Here is a 17,103-nt window from a genome sequence, read left to right on the forward strand (position 1 = left end):
TGCGAAACTGCGACCCCGCGCAGGGACTCCCCACCCCGGGACACTTCCGCACCCCCGTCGCGGATCCGCCCCGTGTCGCAGGGGCTCCGGCCAGCCGTGCGACCCCGGTGCGAAACTGCGAACTCGCGCGGGGGTCAGTCGAGGAGGGTGCCGGCGGCGTGGGCGCGGAACAGGGAGGACGCGGCCTCTTCATCACCGTCGTCCAGCGTGTCGAGCAGGCCCTTGTGCCAATCCGCGACCTCGTGCCAGTCCCCCGTGAAGGTGGGGTCGCCGAGCACGTGCATGACGCGCAGGCTCGGCTCCAGGAGGTCCCACATGCGGGGGAGGTACACGTTGCCGCTGGCCTCGATCACCGCACGGTGGAAGGTGAAGTCGAGCTCGCGGAACCGGGCGAGGTCCTCCGCCTCGGCCGCCTCGTGCATCTGTGCGATGAGGCCGACGAGCTCGGCCCGGCGAGCCGGGTCGAGCGCTCCGCAGGCCAGCCGTCCGGCCAGCCCCTCCAGCTCGACGCGGGCGACCTTGGCCTGCGCCGCCTCCTCCGCGGAGTAGCTCGCGACGAAGTTGCCCTGATGGCGCACGTGCGACACGAGACCCTCGTGGGCGAGCCGCTTGAGGGCGTCGCGCACGGGCGCCTGGCTCACCTGCATCTGCCGGGCGAGCTGCGACTCCACGAGCTGCTCGCCGGGAGCCAGCGTGGAGTCCTTGATCATCGCCTTGATGAGCGCGTAGATCTGATCAGACAGCAGTCCGCGCTGCAGTCCGGCCGTGCCGAGAGCATCCGTCATGACCATCAGTCTACGTCCATTATCGACTATCGCTAATGGACGCGGCCGTGCGCCAGGCATCCGCGATGAGGGCGGATCCGCGGGGCGTCGGGTGCACCCCGTCCGGCGCGAGCTCGACGACCGGATGCTCCTCCGCGGCCGCCGTGAAGACATCGTGCAGCGGCACGAACGCCGCCCCGTGTTCCGCGGCGAGAGCCCGCACCGCCGCCCGTTTCCCGTCGAGGTCGTCGAGCCATGCGCGCTGCTCCTCCGTCACCGGGAGGAAGTACGGCTCCATGAGGATCAGCCGCGGGGCGTGCGCCGCCACCGCGCGGCCGAGGAGGTCGCCGAGCGTCGCCTCGAAGTCCTCGGCCGGGGTCGGGTCGTCGCTGTCGAACCGCCGCCACATGTCGTTCACGCCGACGTACACGGTCAGCAGCTCCGGCGCCGTCGGCAGCAGCTCCGCGTCCCACCGGGCGGCGAGGTCGCGGGCGCGGTCCCCGGCGATCCCGAGGTTGCGGACCGTGGCTCCCGCCGCCTGCAGCTCGGGCGCGAGGAGCGACACGTAGCCATCGCCGAAGGACCCGGGGTCGGAGCGATCGCGCCCCGCGTCGGTGATCGAGTCTCCGATGAAGGTCACCCGCATCGTGGCACGTCCTGTTCGTCGTTCTTGAGCTTGGGTCGCACCGAGATCGGGAGCTCGACGCTCGCGCCAGCGTACGTCACGGTGAGCGTGTGGTGCGGGCGCACCTTGCTGCTGTCGAAGCCGCTGACCATGTCCGCCGTCACCTGCTGCGTGGTGCGGGAGCCGTCGCTCCAGTCCACCCCCAGCAGCATGCCGGTCACGTCGAGCGCCTCGCCGCGCACGTAGCGGGTCTTCGGGTCTGCCTCGGGGGCCCAGCAGATGCCGGTCACCGTCGCGGGCGGTGGCGTCGGCCGCACGGCCAGGGTGTTCGTCTTGCCGTAGTGGTAGACGTTGAAGAAGCCGTCGGCACCGATGCGGAGGTTCTCCCTGGCGTCGACCATGTTCCACACGGTCACGTCGTCCACCCGGAGCACGATGCGGGTGCCACCGTCCTCGGCGACGGCCCCGAACTCGATGCGGTGCGTGGAGCCCGGTTCGATGACGGTGTTGGGGATGCTGTCGAGCATGGTCTGGCCCGGGGTCCAGCTCTGGAACTCGATCACGTCCTCCTTGATCACCGCGAGGTAGCCGGTGTTGGAGTTCTGCCAGGCGGGGAGCCCGGTCTGATCGGAGCGCGCCTGGAAGCCGTACCAGCCGCCGTCGAAGGCACCGACCTCCGCCTCGAACTGCAGCAGGGTGTCGCCGAAGCGCTCGGCCTCGTAGCCGTGCACGCCCTGGCCGCTGATCACGACGCCGGTGTCGTCCACGGCGATGTGGTCGGACTGACTCCAGTTCGCCCCGTCCTTCAGCTGGCCGTCGAGGCGGGTGGTCGGGTACTCGGCATCGTCCACCGTGACGGTGACCGTGTCGCTGAGGCTCGGGTCGGCGACCGAGGTCGCGGTGATCGTCGCGGTTCCGGCCGTGACCCCCGCGATCCGGCCGCCGGAGACCGTGGCGACCTCCGGCGCATCGGTCGTCCAGGTGACCCGGGCGTCGCTGGCGTCCTCCGGGGCGACCGTGGCCGCGACGGACCGCCGCTCCCCCACGGTCAGTCCCACGGCGTCGGCGTCCAGGCTCACGCCCGTGACCGGCACGCCGGAGAGCGAGAACCCGATGTCGTCGAAGTCGAGCGAGGCGTAGTTCTCCACGTAGAACCCGACCCGACCGGCCTTGCCGGGGCCGGGGTCGGCGCCTTCCAGCGCGATCGCCCCGTTCACGGAGATCCGGATCTGCCCGTCCTGCACCGCGATGCGGACGTGCGACGTCTCCCCGGGGGTCAGGCCCTGCGCCGCCGGCACGACCTTCTCGGCGACGACCTTCCAGGCGTCGTCGAAGATCGTCCAGGTCGGACCGGCCGCGGCCTGACGGAAGCGGATGTAGCCGCCGCCCTTGCCGTTGCGGTCGTAGACGATGAGTCCCGCGTTGGCAGGGGTCGTCGCCGGCGCCGTGACGTCGAAGTCGAGCACGAACTCCGTGAAGTCCCGCGGCAGGATGCTGTTGGCGCCCTTGAGGATGCGGTACACCTTGTCGCCCGATGCATCCACCTGAATGGAGCGGTTCGGGTCGGTCGGCCAGCCGTTCGCCCCCGACTCGAAGTCGGTGAAGTGCAGCACGCCGTCGCCCTCCTCGACGATCACCTCGATGGTCGCGGTCTTGGTGGCATCGGCCTTCGCCGTCGCCGTGACCGTGGTCGTGCCGGGGCCCATGCCGAGCACCACGCCCTTGTCGTTCACGGTGGCGACGGCGGCATCGGCCGAGGCGTAGGTCACCGCGGCGTCGTCGGCGTTCCACGGCAGCGGCACGGCGCGCACGCGCACCTCGTCGCCCGCGTCGATCGTGAGCGTGTCGCTGTCGAACGCGATGCCCTCGAGCGGGATGGTCTGCGGCTGCTGCGTCTGCCCGATCGCGCCGTCGACCCCGATCTCGCCGAAGGCGATGGACTCGAAGCCGGGGATCTGGTCGAACACGGCCGCATCGGCCTTCAGCGTGTAGTCGCCGTTCGCGGCGTCCACGAAGCCGGGGTCGGCGTCGGCCACCCAGTTGTCCTCGTAGTTCAGGAGGTTCTTCCCGTCCTTCGCGCCGTGTTCGTTGACGCCGGCCATCCGGGCCCGGTTCGGGTTCCACACGACGTTCTCGGCGAAGGTGCTGTGGTTCGGGAAGTGGTGGTCGTCCTCGAAGAAGTGCGCGAGCTCGGGATACTTGGTCAGGTACGGCGTGCCCACGAAGTCGTTGTTGTCGGCGAACACCTTCTCCCAGGCCGGCATGTAGTCGCGGTCGACGACGTTGCCCTCCTGGTCGCCCATCCACTGCTCGTAGTTGTCGTACGGGGCGTACGCGTCGACGAAGACGTTGTTGCGCGCCTCGATGTAGTCGGCCGAGCCGCTCTTGATCGCGCCGTTGCCCATGTTCACGAACACGTTCTTCTCGATCGTGAGGTCCCACGTGAAGTTGTCGGCGTAGATGCCCTCGACGCCCGCCATGCCGACGCCGATGTCGTGGAAGTAGTTCTCACGGAACACGTGGCCGCGCTGCTGCGGGGTCTTACCGGAGTTCATGTAGATCGCACCGAGGTCGTGGAACTGCTTGCAGACGTCGTACACCTCGTTGCGCTCGAACAGGTGGTCGTTGCCGTGCACGATGATCCCGGGGTGGGGAGCGTCGTGGATCTCGTTGTCCCTGGCGATGTTGCCGACGCCGTCGAACATCACGCCGGGGTTGTAGGCCTTGTGGTAGTACGCGAAGTCGGCGATCTCGGAGTTCTCAACCCGGTTGCGGCCGGGTTCGAGCGTCGTCTTGTCACCGCCCTGGAGCACCACGCCGACGCCGCCGACGTGCGTGAGCCGGCTGTCGGTGACGGCGTGGTCGCGGCCGCCGCGGTTCACCGGGATGCCGTCGTAGGTGTAGCGGCCTGGCGAGTTGATGAGCACGCCGCCGTCGGTGAAGTTGCGGATGTCGCTGTGCGAGATCGTCACGTGCGAGCCGCCGAGGATGACCGCGGCCGTCGCGCGTCCGTACTCCATCACGAGGTCGTCGAAGCTCACGTAGGAGGCCCCGTCGGCGCGCAGCATCGGCTCGTCGAGGGTCGTCACCGTCACGGCGCCGCGACCCGACGTGAACGCGGCGTTGGGGATGAGGTACAGCTTCCCGGCGTCGCGGTCGATGTAGTACTCGCCGGGGGCGTCGAGCTCCTCCAGCAGGTTCTGCGCGAAGTGGAAGTCGGGGAACCAGCTCTTCATGATCCCGGACATCTCGCCGTAGCGGAGGGTGATGGTCTTCGCCTCGGTGTCGATGCTCTCGATCTTGTTGTACGACCACTCCCAGCTGTAGCCGAAGATGCCGTCCAGCCAGACGTCCTCGGCCTGCGTCCAGTGCTTCGGGCGGTCGTAGCCGTAGCTGAACGTGCCGCCGCGCTCCTGCAGGTCGGCGTCGTTGCGGTCCGGCCCGGCGTCGATGATGTCGCCCATCTGCACGGTCGGGGTGGCCGCGTCGGCGTTGGGCCAGCGCGCGAGGGTCATGCCCTGGCCGTCGATGAACAGCTCCATGGGCGGGGTGGTGCTGACGTCGTTGGCCTTCCAGTAGCCGTGGCGGCTGAGCTGGCCGTAGTCGGTGATGCCGAGGTCGGCGAGGTCGATCCCGACGACACGGTCGCGGGCAGCTGGGTCGATGATGCGGTCGGTCACCGCCGCGTCGTCGACCGCGGCGAACTGGTCGCGCGGCAGCTCGCGACCGCCGGTGAGGGTGGCAGTCTCCCCCGGGTACGAGCGGTAGGTGATGGGGGCGTCGGCAGTGCCCGAGTCCTGCGCGCCGATCTCGAACGACGCCGAGCGGGGGTACGTGCCCTCCCGGAGGTACACCGTGAGGCCGTCGTTCGGGAGCGCGGAATCCGCCTTCAGCGCGCGGATCCGGTCGCGGGCGCCTTCCAGCGTCGCGAGGGGGTCGTCGATCGTGCCGGAGGCCGCGTCGTCACCTCCCGGCGCGAGGTAGAGGGCGTCATCGTCCGCGGCCGCAGCCGCCGACGGGATCGCCGCGCCGAGGGCGGATCCGAACACCGCCGCCAGGGTCAGGCTTGCCAGTACACGCTTCATCGCGTCTCCGAACTGTCGCTTCCCGCACGGCCGATGCGCGCGGCGCCGCGGGAGCGGCTGCTCCGACCGTAGCCAATCGATAATCGACTAGCAAGGATCGATACTGATCGTTTCGGGTCGGCGATGTGTCAGAACGCCCGCCCCACACTGAGCAGTACGCCTAGTGATCCCGAGCCGCGAGGAGGGAGGTCGGGATGTGCCCGACCGCGAGGACGACCGCGGCCAGCGCGATCCACGGGTTCTGCAGCCAAGCCGCTGTGCCGAGGAAGGCGGCCACCGGCGCGAGGGCCATCGGGACCGGGATGCCGAGGACGGTGTCGAACAGCGCCGACGCGGGCCGGCCGCGACGCAGGTAGCGGATCCAGAGGGCCCCGTACGCGAGCACCGCCAGCGCCACCGGCACCGCCCACCCCCACGCGATTGCGCCGGTCGCCGTGATCGCCGGGACCGTCATGCAGAGCGCCTGCCCTGCCCTCTCGAACACGAGGAGCACACGGGGCACCGCCGGGCTTTCGAGCTTCGGCCTCGGCGGGAAGGGGATCAGCAGCAGGTTCGGCAGGAAGATCGCGAGACTCACCGCCAGGCCGAGCAGTGAGAACCCCATGTCGTGATCGTACCGAGGGCTCCCTCCGAAGGAGTCAGTTCACAAAACAAACACTTTCCACCACTTTCTGACTATTGCGCTCTCCAGTTGACGTCGCCGTAATCTGCCGGAAATACTGAGGAAGCCCGAGACCGCACCGCGAGAGTGCGGACACATCACCCCAGGCCAAGGATGACCTAGATGACAGAACAGACCATTTCCTCACAGATAGGAACAGGTCGCCGGCCCCGTCGCCTCTCGGACGGGATGTTCGCGCTCCTCCTCACGGCTCCCGGCCTCGCGCTCCTCGCCGCCGTCGTCGTGTACCCGCTGATCACGGCCCTCATCACCGCGTTCTACAAGCAGAGCCTCGTCGAGCCCGGCCGCGAGTTCGTGGGCTTCCAGAACATCGTCGACGTGCTCACCGGCGAGTTCTTCCCCCTCCTCACCCAGACCCTCGTCTTCACCCTCGGCACGACCATCGCGCCGTTCGTGATCGGCTTCGGCCTCGCCCTCGCCCTGAACACGCGCATCCGCGGCGCCAAAGTGCTCCGCGGCCTCATGCTCATCCCGTGGCTGATCCCCGGCGTGGTCGTGTCGTTCCTGTGGATGTGGATCTTCAACGCCAACTACGGCGTGCTCAACGCGGCCCTGGAGACCGTCGGCCTCATCGACTCCCCCCAGGCGTGGCTCGCGAACCCCACCACCGCCATGATCGCCGTGATCGTCGCGAAGACCTGGCAGTCGTTCCCCTGGATGATGGTCATGCTCCTCGCCGGCCTGCAGACCGTGCCGATCGAGCTGCACGAGGCCGCCGAGATCGACGGCGCCGGCACCGTCCGCCGCTTCTTCTCCATCACGGTCCCGCAGATGAGCGGCATCATCGGCCTCGTGATCCTGCTGGAGTTCATCTGGAACTTCCAGCACTTCGACATCATCTACGTCCTCACCGGCGGCGGTCCCGCCGGCTCCACCCAGACGTTCGCGACCGCCGTGTACGAGACCGCGTTCGACGGCTTCGACCTCGGCCACGCCGGCGCGATCGGCCTGCTCTGGATGATCCTGCTGATGGCGCTCGTCGTCGTCTACGTCCGCCTGTCCGAGAAGGGAGAGAAGCGATGACCGCCGTGCTGACCGAGGAGACGGTGGCCGCCGTCTCCGCCCCGCCCGCCGCACCCCGTCGTCGGCGCCACCGCGCCGACCACCGCGCCTCCACCGTGAGCGCCTGGATCGCCGTCGTCGTGTTCGGCGGGTTCGCGCTGCTGCCGGTGTACTGGCTGCTCGCGACCTCGCTGACCCCGCGCACGGAGGTGTTCAGCTACCCGCCGAAGCTGTTCCCCACCGAGATCACCTTCGAGGCCTACGCCGCCCTCGCGAACAACCCGGCCCTGTTCGGCTACCTCCGCAACAGCATCGTCGTCTCCGTCATCACCGCGATCCTCTCGGTCCTGGTGTCGGCGTACATGGGCTACGCGTTCTCGAAGTTCCGCTACCGCGGCCGCCGCAGCCTCATGTACTTCGTGCTGGCGTCGCAGATGTTCCCGCAGGCGCTACTGCTCATCACCCTCTATGCGGTGTTCTCGGCATACGGCCTGCTCAACACCTACACGGCGCTCGTGCTGTCGTTCACGACGTTCACGCTGCCGCTGTGCGTGTGGATGTTGAAGGGCTTCTTCGACACGATTCCGGACGAGCTCATCGAGGCCGCCCGCGTCGACGGGGCCTCCCGCATGCGCATCATCCACTCCATCGTGCTGCCGCTGGCCGCGCCCGGCCTCATCGCCGCGGGGTTGTTCGCGTTCGTCCGCGGCTGGAACGACTTCATCTTCGCCCTCACGCTCGCCGGCCCCGACAAGCAGACCCTGCCGCCGGGACTCGTCAACACGTTCATCGGCGAGGCGTCCACCGCCTGGCCGGAACTCATGGCGGCTTCGCTGGTGGTCTCGCTCCCCGTGGCCATCGCGTTCATCGCCCTGCAGCGCTTCCTCGTCGGCGGGCTCACCGCCGGCGCGGTCAAGGGCTGACCCGCACCACCCCCTCATCCGCAGTCCCTCGAAGAAGAGAGAGCACCCCCATGCCCGAGAACACCACCGTCTCCCGTCGCCAGCTCCTGCAGTTCGCCGGGCTCGGCGCCGCCGGCCTCCTCCTCGCCGGTTGCATGCCGAGCGGCGGCGGCAACGGCAGTCCGTCCTCCTCCCCCGGCGCCGGACTCGGCACCGGCGACTTCACCGCCACCGACTTCTCCTTCTCCAGCTGGTCGCTGACCGAGGAGGCCGCCGCCCCGGCGACCCGCGCGCTGCTCGACGGCTACAAGAAGACCAACGAGGTCGGCATCACCGAGGTCTCCTTCCCCTACAACGAGTACTTCAAGCAGCTCATGCTGCAGGTGCGCGGCGGGCAGTTCACCGGCGCCGCGCACGTCGACGTCGCCTGGCTCGCCTCGCTGGCCGCGCTCGGCAAGCTGGAGGACGTCTCGGCACTCACGAAGGGCCGCGGCTACACCGCGTCGAGCTTGGAGGCCACGCAGCTCGACGGGAAGCAGTACGCGTTCCCGTGGACCATCGGCGCGATCGGGCTCATCACCAACTCGGAGCTCCTGAAGAAGGCGGGGATCTCCACGTTCCCGACCACCGTCGACGACTTCGAGGCGGCGCTGAAGAAGCTCAAGGCCCTCGGCGGCGGCCTCATCCCCTACGCCGCCTCGACCAAGGCCGCCCAGCTCAAGGACGTTCTCATCTGGATGCAGACGTTCGGCAGCGACCTCGTCAAGGACGGCAAGGTCACGATCGGCGACGACGCGAGCATCGAGGCGGTCACCTGGTACAAGTCGCTGTACGACCAGGGGCTCATCGCCGCCGACGTCGACCGCTTCGACGCCCGCTCGCTGTTCTCCCAGGGCCGCGCCGCCATCTACGACGACGCCCCCGTGGGCCGCGCGTCCGTCACGAAGGACTCCCCGGATCCGGACCTCGCCTCCAAGCTCGTGCCCGAGTCCCGCCCCGTCCTGAAGAAGGGCGACACCCCGCGCGCTCTCGTCTGGGGCGGCGCGATCGCCATCGTCGGCGGCGGAGCCGGCGACAGCACGCGCACGGCCGCGGACTTCGGCCAGTGGGCCACGAGCGACCTGAAGGCGGTGCTCGGCGACTACGAGCTGCGCGGACTGCCGCCCGTGACCGAGGAGGCGCAGGCCTCGAAGGAAGTGGCGTCCGACGCGTTCGGCTCGCGCTTCGCCGAGAAGATCACGGCGACCGCGACCACCAACCCGTTCTGGCAGTACCCGCAGTACGCCCAGATCGAGACCGTGATCGCGGACCGCGTGCAGGCCGTCCTCGTGGGACAGCAGAGCGCGAAGGACGCGATGGCGCAGGCCGGCGGCCAGGCGCAGAAGCTGCTGGGCTGAGGAGCATCGCCATGACCCTCCGCTGGAAGGCCGGCGCCACCGCTGCCGCCGCCCTCACCGCACTCGTCCTCGCTGCGCCGGCTCCGGCCGCCGCCGCGACCCCCGACGTCGAGACCGTACCCGTCACGGTCGACAGCTCCAACCAGTCCGGCTGGTGGAATCCGCTCGTCGTCGACGGCGACGAGACGTACTTCGCCTACAACGTGCCCGGTTCGGTGGCGGCGAAGCACCAGGTGAACCTGGCCGTCCGCGCCGCCGACGGCACGTGGACATCGGGCTGCCTGCGCCTGGCGACCGGGGCCTGCGCGGAGTATGCGGACGACAACGGCCACAACCAGCCGTCCATCGCGATCGACGGCGACGGGTACATCCACGCGTTCGTCTCCATGCACCACGAGCCGTGGAAGTACTTCCGCTCCACCGTGCCCTACGACGCGACCTCGCTCGTCGACGTGAGCGCCGAGATGCCCGACGCCGGCGCCGCGATCTCCTACCCGGTCACCGCGCAGGGCGCCGACGGCGACATCTGGCTCATGGTGCGGGTGGGCGCCGACCCGCAGGCCCGCCGCGACGGGGTGCTGTACCACTACGACCCCGCCGCCGGGACGTGGAGCCGGGAGACCACGATCGCCGCGGCCGTGAACCACTCCTTCTACCCGGACGACCTCGAGGTCGACACGGACGGCAAGGTGCACGTGCTGTGGGAGTGGGGTCCGTGGCCCGCCGATCCCTACCGTCACCTCGGTTCGTACGCGGTGTACGACCCGGCCACGGGCGGCTTCCGCGACGTCGCCGGGCAGGCGCTGCCGACACCGATCCGCCCGGACACCCCCGGCGCCGTCGTGTGGCGCGGCTACGAGCCCGGCGAGACCATCGGCGACGCCGTGCCGGCAGTGCAGACCGCGAAGATGGCCCTCGCCGACGGCGAGCTCGTGGGCGTGACCTACCGGTACGCGGATGAGACGGAGAACTCCTTCGACGTGCGATGGGCGACCTGGACCGGCTCGGCCTGGACGAGTGAGACCCTCGTGGACACGGACGCCCTGGGTGGCGGCGTGCAGACCATCGCCGCCCTCGACACGACGACCGCGGGCGGTGAGACCCGCGTCTACGCCGTGGTGTCGGTGCAGGACTGCGGAATCACCCGCAGTCAGACGGTGCTGCTGACCGCCGGAGCTTCCGGATGGACCGCCGACACCGTGGGCGACCCCGTCGTGGGCCAGCAGCGGCTCCGCGCGGCGACCCGCGCCGACGGCACCGACGTCGTCTACCTCAGCGCCCCCGCTGTTCCCGGCGGCGGGACGCTGCGGCACGCCGAGATCCCGCGCGACGGCCAGGCCGGCACCACCAGCCTCTCCGCCATCGTCGCCTCCCTCCGCGGCGATGCCGGCGGCGAGAACCTGGCGCTCGGCGGCACCGCGACCGCCTCGTCCCAGCTCCGCGCCGACACCGGCCCGGAGAAGGCCATCGACGGCGGGTGCACGGATGCGAGCCGGTGGATCTCGGCGGCCTCCGACACCCAGCCGACCATCACGGTCGCGTGGGACGAGGCCGCGCCGCTCGACGTCGTCCGGGTGCGCAGCGGCTACACCGTCGGGCCGCCGCAGACGTCGGTGCTGCGCGACTTCACCGTGCAGCTCCGGACCGCCGGCGGCTGGGTCACTGTCGGCACCATCACCGGCAACACGAAGACGACGGTCGTCGTCGACGCCCAGGGACGGACCGCCGACGCCGTGCGACTCCTCATCACCGACCCGTCCGACTCCGCCACCGACGTCGCCCGCGTCTACGAGATCGAAGCGATCGCCGCGCGCTGAGCGGCACCACCACCCCTCCCGAAAGGAACCCATCCCCATGCGCACCCAGACCGTCGAAGCCGACATCATCGTCGTCGGCGGCGGCCTCGCCGGAGTGAGCGCCGCCGTCGCGGCCGCCCGCCTCGGCCGACGTACCGTGCTGATCAACAACCGGCCGGTACTCGGCGGCAACTCCTCGTCGGAGGTGAGGGTCTGGGTGTGCGGAGCGACCGCCCACGGCAACCAGCGGTGGGCGCGGGAGACCGGGATCATCGGCGAGATGTACCGGGAGAACCAGTTCCGCAACCCCGAGGGCAACCCCGTGTACTGGGACGACGTGGTGCTCGACATCGTGCGCCGCGAGCCCAACCTCACGCTGTTCCTGAACACGGAGGTGCTCGAGGCCGAGGCCACCGGACCCGACGACGCCCGTCGGGTCCGGTCGGTCACCGGCTGGACGATGGGCTCCGAGATCCGCACGGTCTTCCGCGGGCCCCTGTTCCTGGACTGCACGGGCGACGGGCTGGTCGGCCGTCTCGTCGGCGCCCGGCACCGGCTGGGCAAGGAGAGCCGCAGCGAGTTCGGTGAGGACTGGGCGCCCGAGCAGCCCGTGCGCGAGTTCCTCGGCTCGACGCTCCTCTTCTATACGAAGGATCTCGGGCACCCGGTGAAGTACGTCGCGCCGGAGAGCGCGAAGGACATCTCGACCACCCCGATCCCCTCGTCGCGCATCATCCGCAGCGGCGACAGCGGGGCGCACTACTGGTGGATCGAGTGGGGCGGCACGCTCGACATCGTCGACGACAACGAGGCGATCCGCGATGAGCTGCGGGCGGTGATCCTCGGCATCTGGGACCACATCAAGAACTCCGGCGAGTTCGACGCCGACAACCTGACACTGGAATGGATCGGCAACATCCCCGGCAAGCGCGAGTACCGCCGCTTCATCGGCGACTACACGCTGCGCCAGCAGGACATCCTGGAGCAGACGTCGTTCGACGACGGCATCGCGTTCGGCGGCTGGTCCATCGACCTGCATCCCGCCGAGGGCATGTACGCGACGGGGGCGGGCGCGGTGCAGCGCTTCTCGGACGGCGTCTTCGAGATCCCGTTCCGCTCGCTGTACTCCGTCAACGTCGACAACCTGCTGATGGCAGGCCGCGACATCTCGGCCACGCACATCGCCTTCGGTGCCGCCAGGGTGATGGCGACATGCGCGGCGATGGGCGAGGCCGCGGGCACCGCCGCCGCCCTCTGCTACGCCCACGACGCCACGCCCCGGGAGCTGTACGAGAACCACCGTGCGGAACTCCGGCAGACGCTGCTGCGCGCCGACGCCTCCCTCATCGGAGTCGCGAACGAGGATCCCTCCGACCTCGCCCGCACCGCCGCCGTCACCGCGTCCAGCACCCTGCGCACGATCGGCACCCCGGAGAGCACCGTGGCCGCGGCGACCCCGCACACCCTGACGGACGACCTCGGCATCGTCGTCCCCGTGCACCCGCGCCTCGACACCACCGAGCTCCTGCTCAGCGCCGAGGCCGACACGCAGGTCATGGTGGAGGTCTGGTCCACCGGCCGTCCGCAGAACATCGTGCCCGCGGTGCTCGAGCACCGCACGGTGATCGACGTCGCCGCCGGTGGCCCGTCCTGGGTGCGGGCGGAGACGCCTTTCGCGCCGGAGGAGCCGCAGAACGCGATCGTCGTGCTCCGCGCGAACCCGCAGGTGCACGTGCAGCTCGCCTCCGAGCTGCCGCCAGGGGTGCTCACCCTCGTGCACCGCGTCGACAACGACGACCGCAACGTGCAGGTCGACCGCGACGGCCTCCTCGTGCAGTGGCCGACCAAGCCGCTGCGCGGCCGGGTGCCCGCGTTCCGCACGAGCCCGGACTCCGAGGCCGTCGCGCCGGAGCGCGCCGTCTCCGGCTACAACCGTCCGTTCGGCGGACCGCACCTGTGGGCGTCCGCCCCGGAGGCCGAGGGTCCGCAGTGGCTGCGCCTGGACTGGGAGCAGCCGGTCACGGCCTCCGAAATCCGCCTCGTGTTCGACGACGACGTGGACCTGGAGCTCAACACCCTGCATCACCACCGCAGCCCCGACGAGGTGCTGCCCCAGCTCGTGCGCGACTACCGTGTCGAGGTGCAGCAGGCGGGTTCCGAGGAGTGGCGCACCGTGGCCGAGGAGCACGACAACCGCCATCGCCTGCGGGTGCATCCGCTGCCGGCGGACCTCGGCGCCTTCACGGCCGCCCGCCTCGTGGTGGAGCGGACGAACGGCGTCGCGGAGGCACGCGTGATCGCGTTCCGAGTGCAATCGTGACGGAGGGCGCTAACGTGAAGGGCATCCGTCGTCCCGGCGGAGACCGTCGTCCCTCCAGGAGGCCGCAGGTGACCACCTCGCCCGGCGGCCGCGTGCTCCCCGTCGCGCGGGCCACCCGCACGGGACTCATCGCGCTCGCGGTGCCGCATCTGGAGGAGCCGTACTTCGCGGAGCTCGGCTCCCGCATCGTCCGCGGTGCCGACGACCGGGGGCTGGCGGTGCTCATCGTGCAGACCGAGGGCGACCACGGCCGCGAGATCGACGTCGCCAACGGCGTCGGCCTGCCACCCATCGACGGGCTCATCCACATCCCGCGCTCGCTCACGGTCGCCGACCTCACCCGCCGCACCTCCCCCGGGCCGCTCGTGCTGCTCGGCGAGCACATCCAGGTGAGCCCGTTCACGCACGTGACGATCGACAACCGGGCCGCCGCCTACACCGCCACGGAGCACCTGCTCGCGGTCGGCTGCCGCCGCATCGCCTTCGTCGGTCGCCGCGATGCCCGCCCGTCGGACGCCGCCGACCGTCGGCATGCCGGATACCTGGAGGCGCTGGCCGCCGCCGGAATCCCCGCCGATCCCGCACTCACCGCGCAGGTCGACGCCTTCACAGCCGAGGAGGGTGAACGCGTGGCGGGCGCCATGGCCGCCGCGGTCCCCGACCTCGACGGCATCGTCTGCTCGAACGACTCCGTTGCCCTCGGCGCCCTGGCCGCCCTTCAGGCCCAGGGACGGAACGTGCCGGGAGACGTCGCCGTCGTCGGCATCGACGACATCCGCGCCGCATGCTTCGCCGTCCCCGCCCTCAGCACCATCGCCCCCGACCACGCCCGCCTCGTGGACGCCGCGTTCACGGAGCTGGAACGGCAGATCGCCGCGCCCCCGGGAGCCGATCTCCCGGTGCGGCACGTGACGGTCGGCGCCCGGCTGATCCCGCGGGCGAGCACGGCCCGATGACGGCGGCGGACTCAGTCCGCGAGGGCCGCCGCGAGCGCACGTTCGTCGCCGCCGTCGCGCGGCGCGACGTGCAGGGTACCGACGTGGGCGGCGAGCAGCTCCCGCGCGGAGTCGTCGAGGCCGTCGTCGGTGATGAGGCGGTCGATGTCGCTGAGGTCGGCGACGGTCGTGAGTCCGACCACGCCCCAGCGGCTGTGCTCCGCGAGGACGACGACCTCCCGCCCTGCAGCCATGAGCGCCCGGTTGGTCTCGGCCTCCAGCAGGTTCATGGTCGTGATGCCGGCCTGCTCGTCGAGGCCGTGGGCGTCGAGGAACACGAGGTCGCAGTGCAGGTGCTCGAGGGCGCGAACGGCGACCGGCCCGACGAGCGCCTGGGACGGCGTGCGCACGCCCCCGGTGAGCACGACCGTCTGCGTGTACGGAGCGTCCGCGCGATCCGGCGGCGAGAACAGGTCGGAGACCGGCAGAGCGTTCGTGACGATCGTGAGCTCGGGGACGCGCACGAGCTCCCGCGCGAGCGCCAGCGCCGTGGGTCCGCCGGAGATGCCGACGGCCATGCCGGGCTCCACGAGATCCGCGGCCGCCGCGACGATCGCACGCCGTTCGGCCGAGGCCGCGGGAGCCGGAGCCAGGCGCTGATGACCTCGCGCCCGCACGCCGCCGCGGATGCGCTCGACCGCACCCTCCTCGGCCAGCTGATCGATGTCGCGCCGCACCGTCATCTCGCTCACCTGCAGCGTCGCCGCGAGCTCGACGATGGAGGCGGTACCGCGATCGCGGGTCAGGGCGAGGATGCGCTCGCGGCGTTCCGTGACCAGCACGCGGTCTCCTTCCGATGGAGCCTCCAGTCTGCCACGCACCCCCGCCCGCCCCACTCCCGGAACAGGATCCCTCAGCCCGCATGACCTTCCCCGAGCCCTACGCCACCTGGTTCCCCGATGCCGCATTCGACGGCAGCTACGGCCGGACCGAAGCCGACCTCCGTGCCGTGCTCCCGGTGCCCGCGCCGCCCGGGTTCGTCGACCGCTGGCGACGCTGGCGGCGGGAGGCCGCCGCGGTGGACGCGTCCCCCGTCATCCTGTCAACCTCCGAGGAGCAGGGCCGTCGGGTCTCCGTCGTCGAGCATGCCGGCGTCGACGGCGTGCGACTGCGCGCCTGGGTCGTCGAGCCCCTCCACGGCACGCCCCGCGCGGGTGTCGTGCACGGACACGGGTACGGCGGACGCGAAGCGGTCGACCTCGCGCGGGTGCCGGACGACGTCGCGGCGATCTATCCCGTGGCCCGCGGACTCGGCGTGCTGAACGCGGGAGTGGGTGCACCCGAGCCGACCCCGGAGCACGTGCTCGCGGGCATCGACGATCCGGAGCGCTACGTGCTCGGCCTGTGCGCGCGCGACCTGTGGCTGGCGGCCGACGTCCTCGTCTCGGTCGTCGGCGCGCTTCCTCTCTATTACGTCGGGGAGAGCTTCGGCGGCGGCATCGGCGCCCTCGCCCTGCCGTGGGACGACCGGTTCGTGGGGGCCACCCTGATCGTGCCGAGCTTCGGCCAGTACGACGAACGGCTGGCGGTGCCATGCCTGGGGAGCGGCGAGACCGTGCGTCAGCACGTGCAGCGCCACCCCGAGGCACGCGAGGTGCTGCGCTGGTTCGATTCCTCCACGAGCATCGGCTTCGCGGAGGTACCGGTCCGGGTGGAGGCGGCTCTCTGGGACCAGTACGTGCCGCCGCAGGGACAGTTCGCGGTCGCCGCGGGGGCCCGCGATCTCGAGCTGGCGGTGCTTCCGGCCGGCCATGCGGAGTATCCCGGGTGGGACGACGTGACGGCGGCCGCGATCCGCGACGGGCGCGCACATCTGGAGCGCGTGCTTGCCCGCTGAGACCGCCGCATGCGCGGCTCCTCGCGCGCGGGAGAGCACTGGACGCAACCTGTCATAACAGGTACAGTGAGCTTGTCATTACAGGTTGCGCGACGACGCAGCACCCGTTTCGAGGAGCATGGATGCCCGAGTACCAGACCCCGCCGATCTCCCCGATGGCGATCGCCTTCGACGCCGAGAAGCTCACCCTCTCCCCCGAAGGCCCCACGCTGACCCGGCGGATGTCCGACCTCGAGGGCCTGTTCCGCGACCACGACGCCTGGGCGGCCGCCGCCGCGGGCGAGGACCCGATCGTCTACACGGTCGTCAGCTCCCCTGTGCCCGAGATCGAGCGGGAGCTGCCGCAGTCGATCACGACGATCATGCCCGGCGACACCGGCGGCGAGCTCTGGATGACCAAGGGCCACCAGCACCCCGACCACCAGGGCGAGATCTACCTCGCGCTGCACGGCCGCGGCGGACTGCTCATGTTCGACGGCGAGCGCACTGAATGGCTCGACATGCTCCCGGGCACCATCGGCTACATCCCGCCGGGCTGGGCGCACCGCTCCGTGAACACCGGGGACGAGCCCTACTCCTTCCTCGCCGTGTACCCGGGTGGTGCAGGCCACGACTACGGCTGGGTGCTGGAGCACGGCATGGGCTCGCGGGCGTTCCGCGCGGAGTCCGGCGTCGACCTGCGTCCCTACGCGGAATAG

The 17,103-nt window shown here is 70.6% G+C and carries 13 protein-coding genes; 8 read left to right on the top strand and 5 right to left on the bottom strand.

Going from position 1 to position 17,103, the window contains the following annotated elements; genetic code table 11:
- Positions 1–134 precede the first annotated feature (134 nt).
- From MICNX66_RS14825 to MICNX66_RS14840, 4 genes are all read right to left on the bottom strand, one after another.
- On the bottom strand, positions 135–785 hold the full coding sequence (locus tag MICNX66_RS14825) for a GntR family transcriptional regulator (protein WP_187662504.1): 651 nt from the start codon (positions 783–785) through the stop codon (positions 135–137).
- Between the two features lie 19 nt (positions 786–804).
- Entirely contained in the window at positions 805–1,410 is a 606-nt protein-coding gene (locus tag MICNX66_RS14830; RefSeq protein ID WP_187662505.1) for an SGNH/GDSL hydrolase family protein, read from the bottom strand.
- Complete coding sequence (locus MICNX66_RS14835) at positions 1,401–5,474, bottom strand: Ig-like domain-containing protein (protein WP_187662506.1); 4,074 nt, start codon at positions 5,472–5,474, stop codon at positions 1,401–1,403. Before MICNX66_RS14835 ends, MICNX66_RS14830 begins: the two co-directional genes overlap by 10 nt.
- Positions 5,475–5,634: 160 nt before the next feature.
- Positions 5,635–6,078, bottom strand: coding sequence for a hypothetical protein (locus MICNX66_RS14840; RefSeq protein ID WP_187662507.1), 444 nt, complete (start codon positions 6,076–6,078; stop codon positions 5,635–5,637).
- A 246-nt stretch (positions 6,079–6,324) separates the two neighbouring features.
- Between MICNX66_RS14840 and MICNX66_RS14845 the strand changes: the two genes are divergently transcribed.
- The 6 genes from MICNX66_RS14845 (at position 6,325) to MICNX66_RS14870 (ending at position 14,529) form a co-directional block, all read left to right on the top strand.
- Positions 6,325–7,179 (top strand): carbohydrate ABC transporter permease, encoded by an 855-nt coding sequence (locus tag MICNX66_RS14845; RefSeq protein ID WP_187662508.1) that lies wholly within the window; start codon positions 6,325–6,327, stop codon positions 7,177–7,179.
- Entirely contained in the window at positions 7,176–8,081 is a 906-nt protein-coding gene (locus tag MICNX66_RS14850; protein WP_187662509.1) for a carbohydrate ABC transporter permease, read from the top strand. Before MICNX66_RS14845 ends, MICNX66_RS14850 begins: the two co-directional genes overlap by 4 nt.
- A gap of 50 nt (positions 8,082–8,131) precedes the next feature.
- Positions 8,132–9,457 (top strand): extracellular solute-binding protein, encoded by a 1,326-nt coding sequence (locus MICNX66_RS14855; RefSeq protein WP_187662510.1) that lies wholly within the window; start codon positions 8,132–8,134, stop codon positions 9,455–9,457.
- 11 nt (positions 9,458–9,468) lie between these two features.
- Positions 9,469–11,274, top strand: coding sequence for a BNR-4 repeat-containing protein (locus MICNX66_RS14860; RefSeq protein WP_187662511.1), 1,806 nt, complete (start codon positions 9,469–9,471; stop codon positions 11,272–11,274).
- A gap of 37 nt (positions 11,275–11,311) precedes the next feature.
- On the top strand, positions 11,312–13,573 hold the full coding sequence (locus MICNX66_RS14865) for an FAD-dependent oxidoreductase (RefSeq protein ID WP_187662512.1): 2,262 nt from the start codon (positions 11,312–11,314) through the stop codon (positions 13,571–13,573).
- 68 nt (positions 13,574–13,641) lie between these two features.
- Entirely contained in the window at positions 13,642–14,529 is an 888-nt protein-coding gene (locus tag MICNX66_RS14870) for a LacI family DNA-binding transcriptional regulator (protein WP_232089108.1), read from the top strand.
- Between the two features lie 11 nt (positions 14,530–14,540).
- On the opposite strand, the gene MICNX66_RS14875 is transcribed toward MICNX66_RS14870, so the two are convergent.
- On the bottom strand, positions 14,541–15,350 hold the full coding sequence (locus MICNX66_RS14875; RefSeq protein WP_187662513.1) for a DeoR/GlpR family DNA-binding transcription regulator: 810 nt from the start codon (positions 15,348–15,350) through the stop codon (positions 14,541–14,543).
- Between the two features lie 80 nt (positions 15,351–15,430).
- On the opposite strand from MICNX66_RS14875, the gene MICNX66_RS14880 reads away from it, so the two are divergent.
- Together MICNX66_RS14880 and MICNX66_RS14885 are read left to right on the top strand one after the other, a co-directional pair.
- Positions 15,431–16,405, top strand: coding sequence for an acetylxylan esterase (locus tag MICNX66_RS14880; RefSeq protein WP_187662514.1), 975 nt, complete (start codon positions 15,431–15,433; stop codon positions 16,403–16,405).
- Between the two features lie 122 nt (positions 16,406–16,527).
- Positions 16,528–17,103 carry a glucose-6-phosphate isomerase family protein gene (locus tag MICNX66_RS14885; protein ID WP_025105385.1) on the top strand — a complete coding sequence of 192 codons (576 nt, stop codon included), beginning with the start codon at positions 16,528–16,530 and terminating at the stop codon, positions 17,101–17,103.

This window comes from Microbacterium sp. Nx66, from assembly GCF_904066215.1.
Taxonomy (GTDB): Bacteria; Actinomycetota; Actinomycetes; order Actinomycetales; family Microbacteriaceae; genus Microbacterium; species Microbacterium meiriae.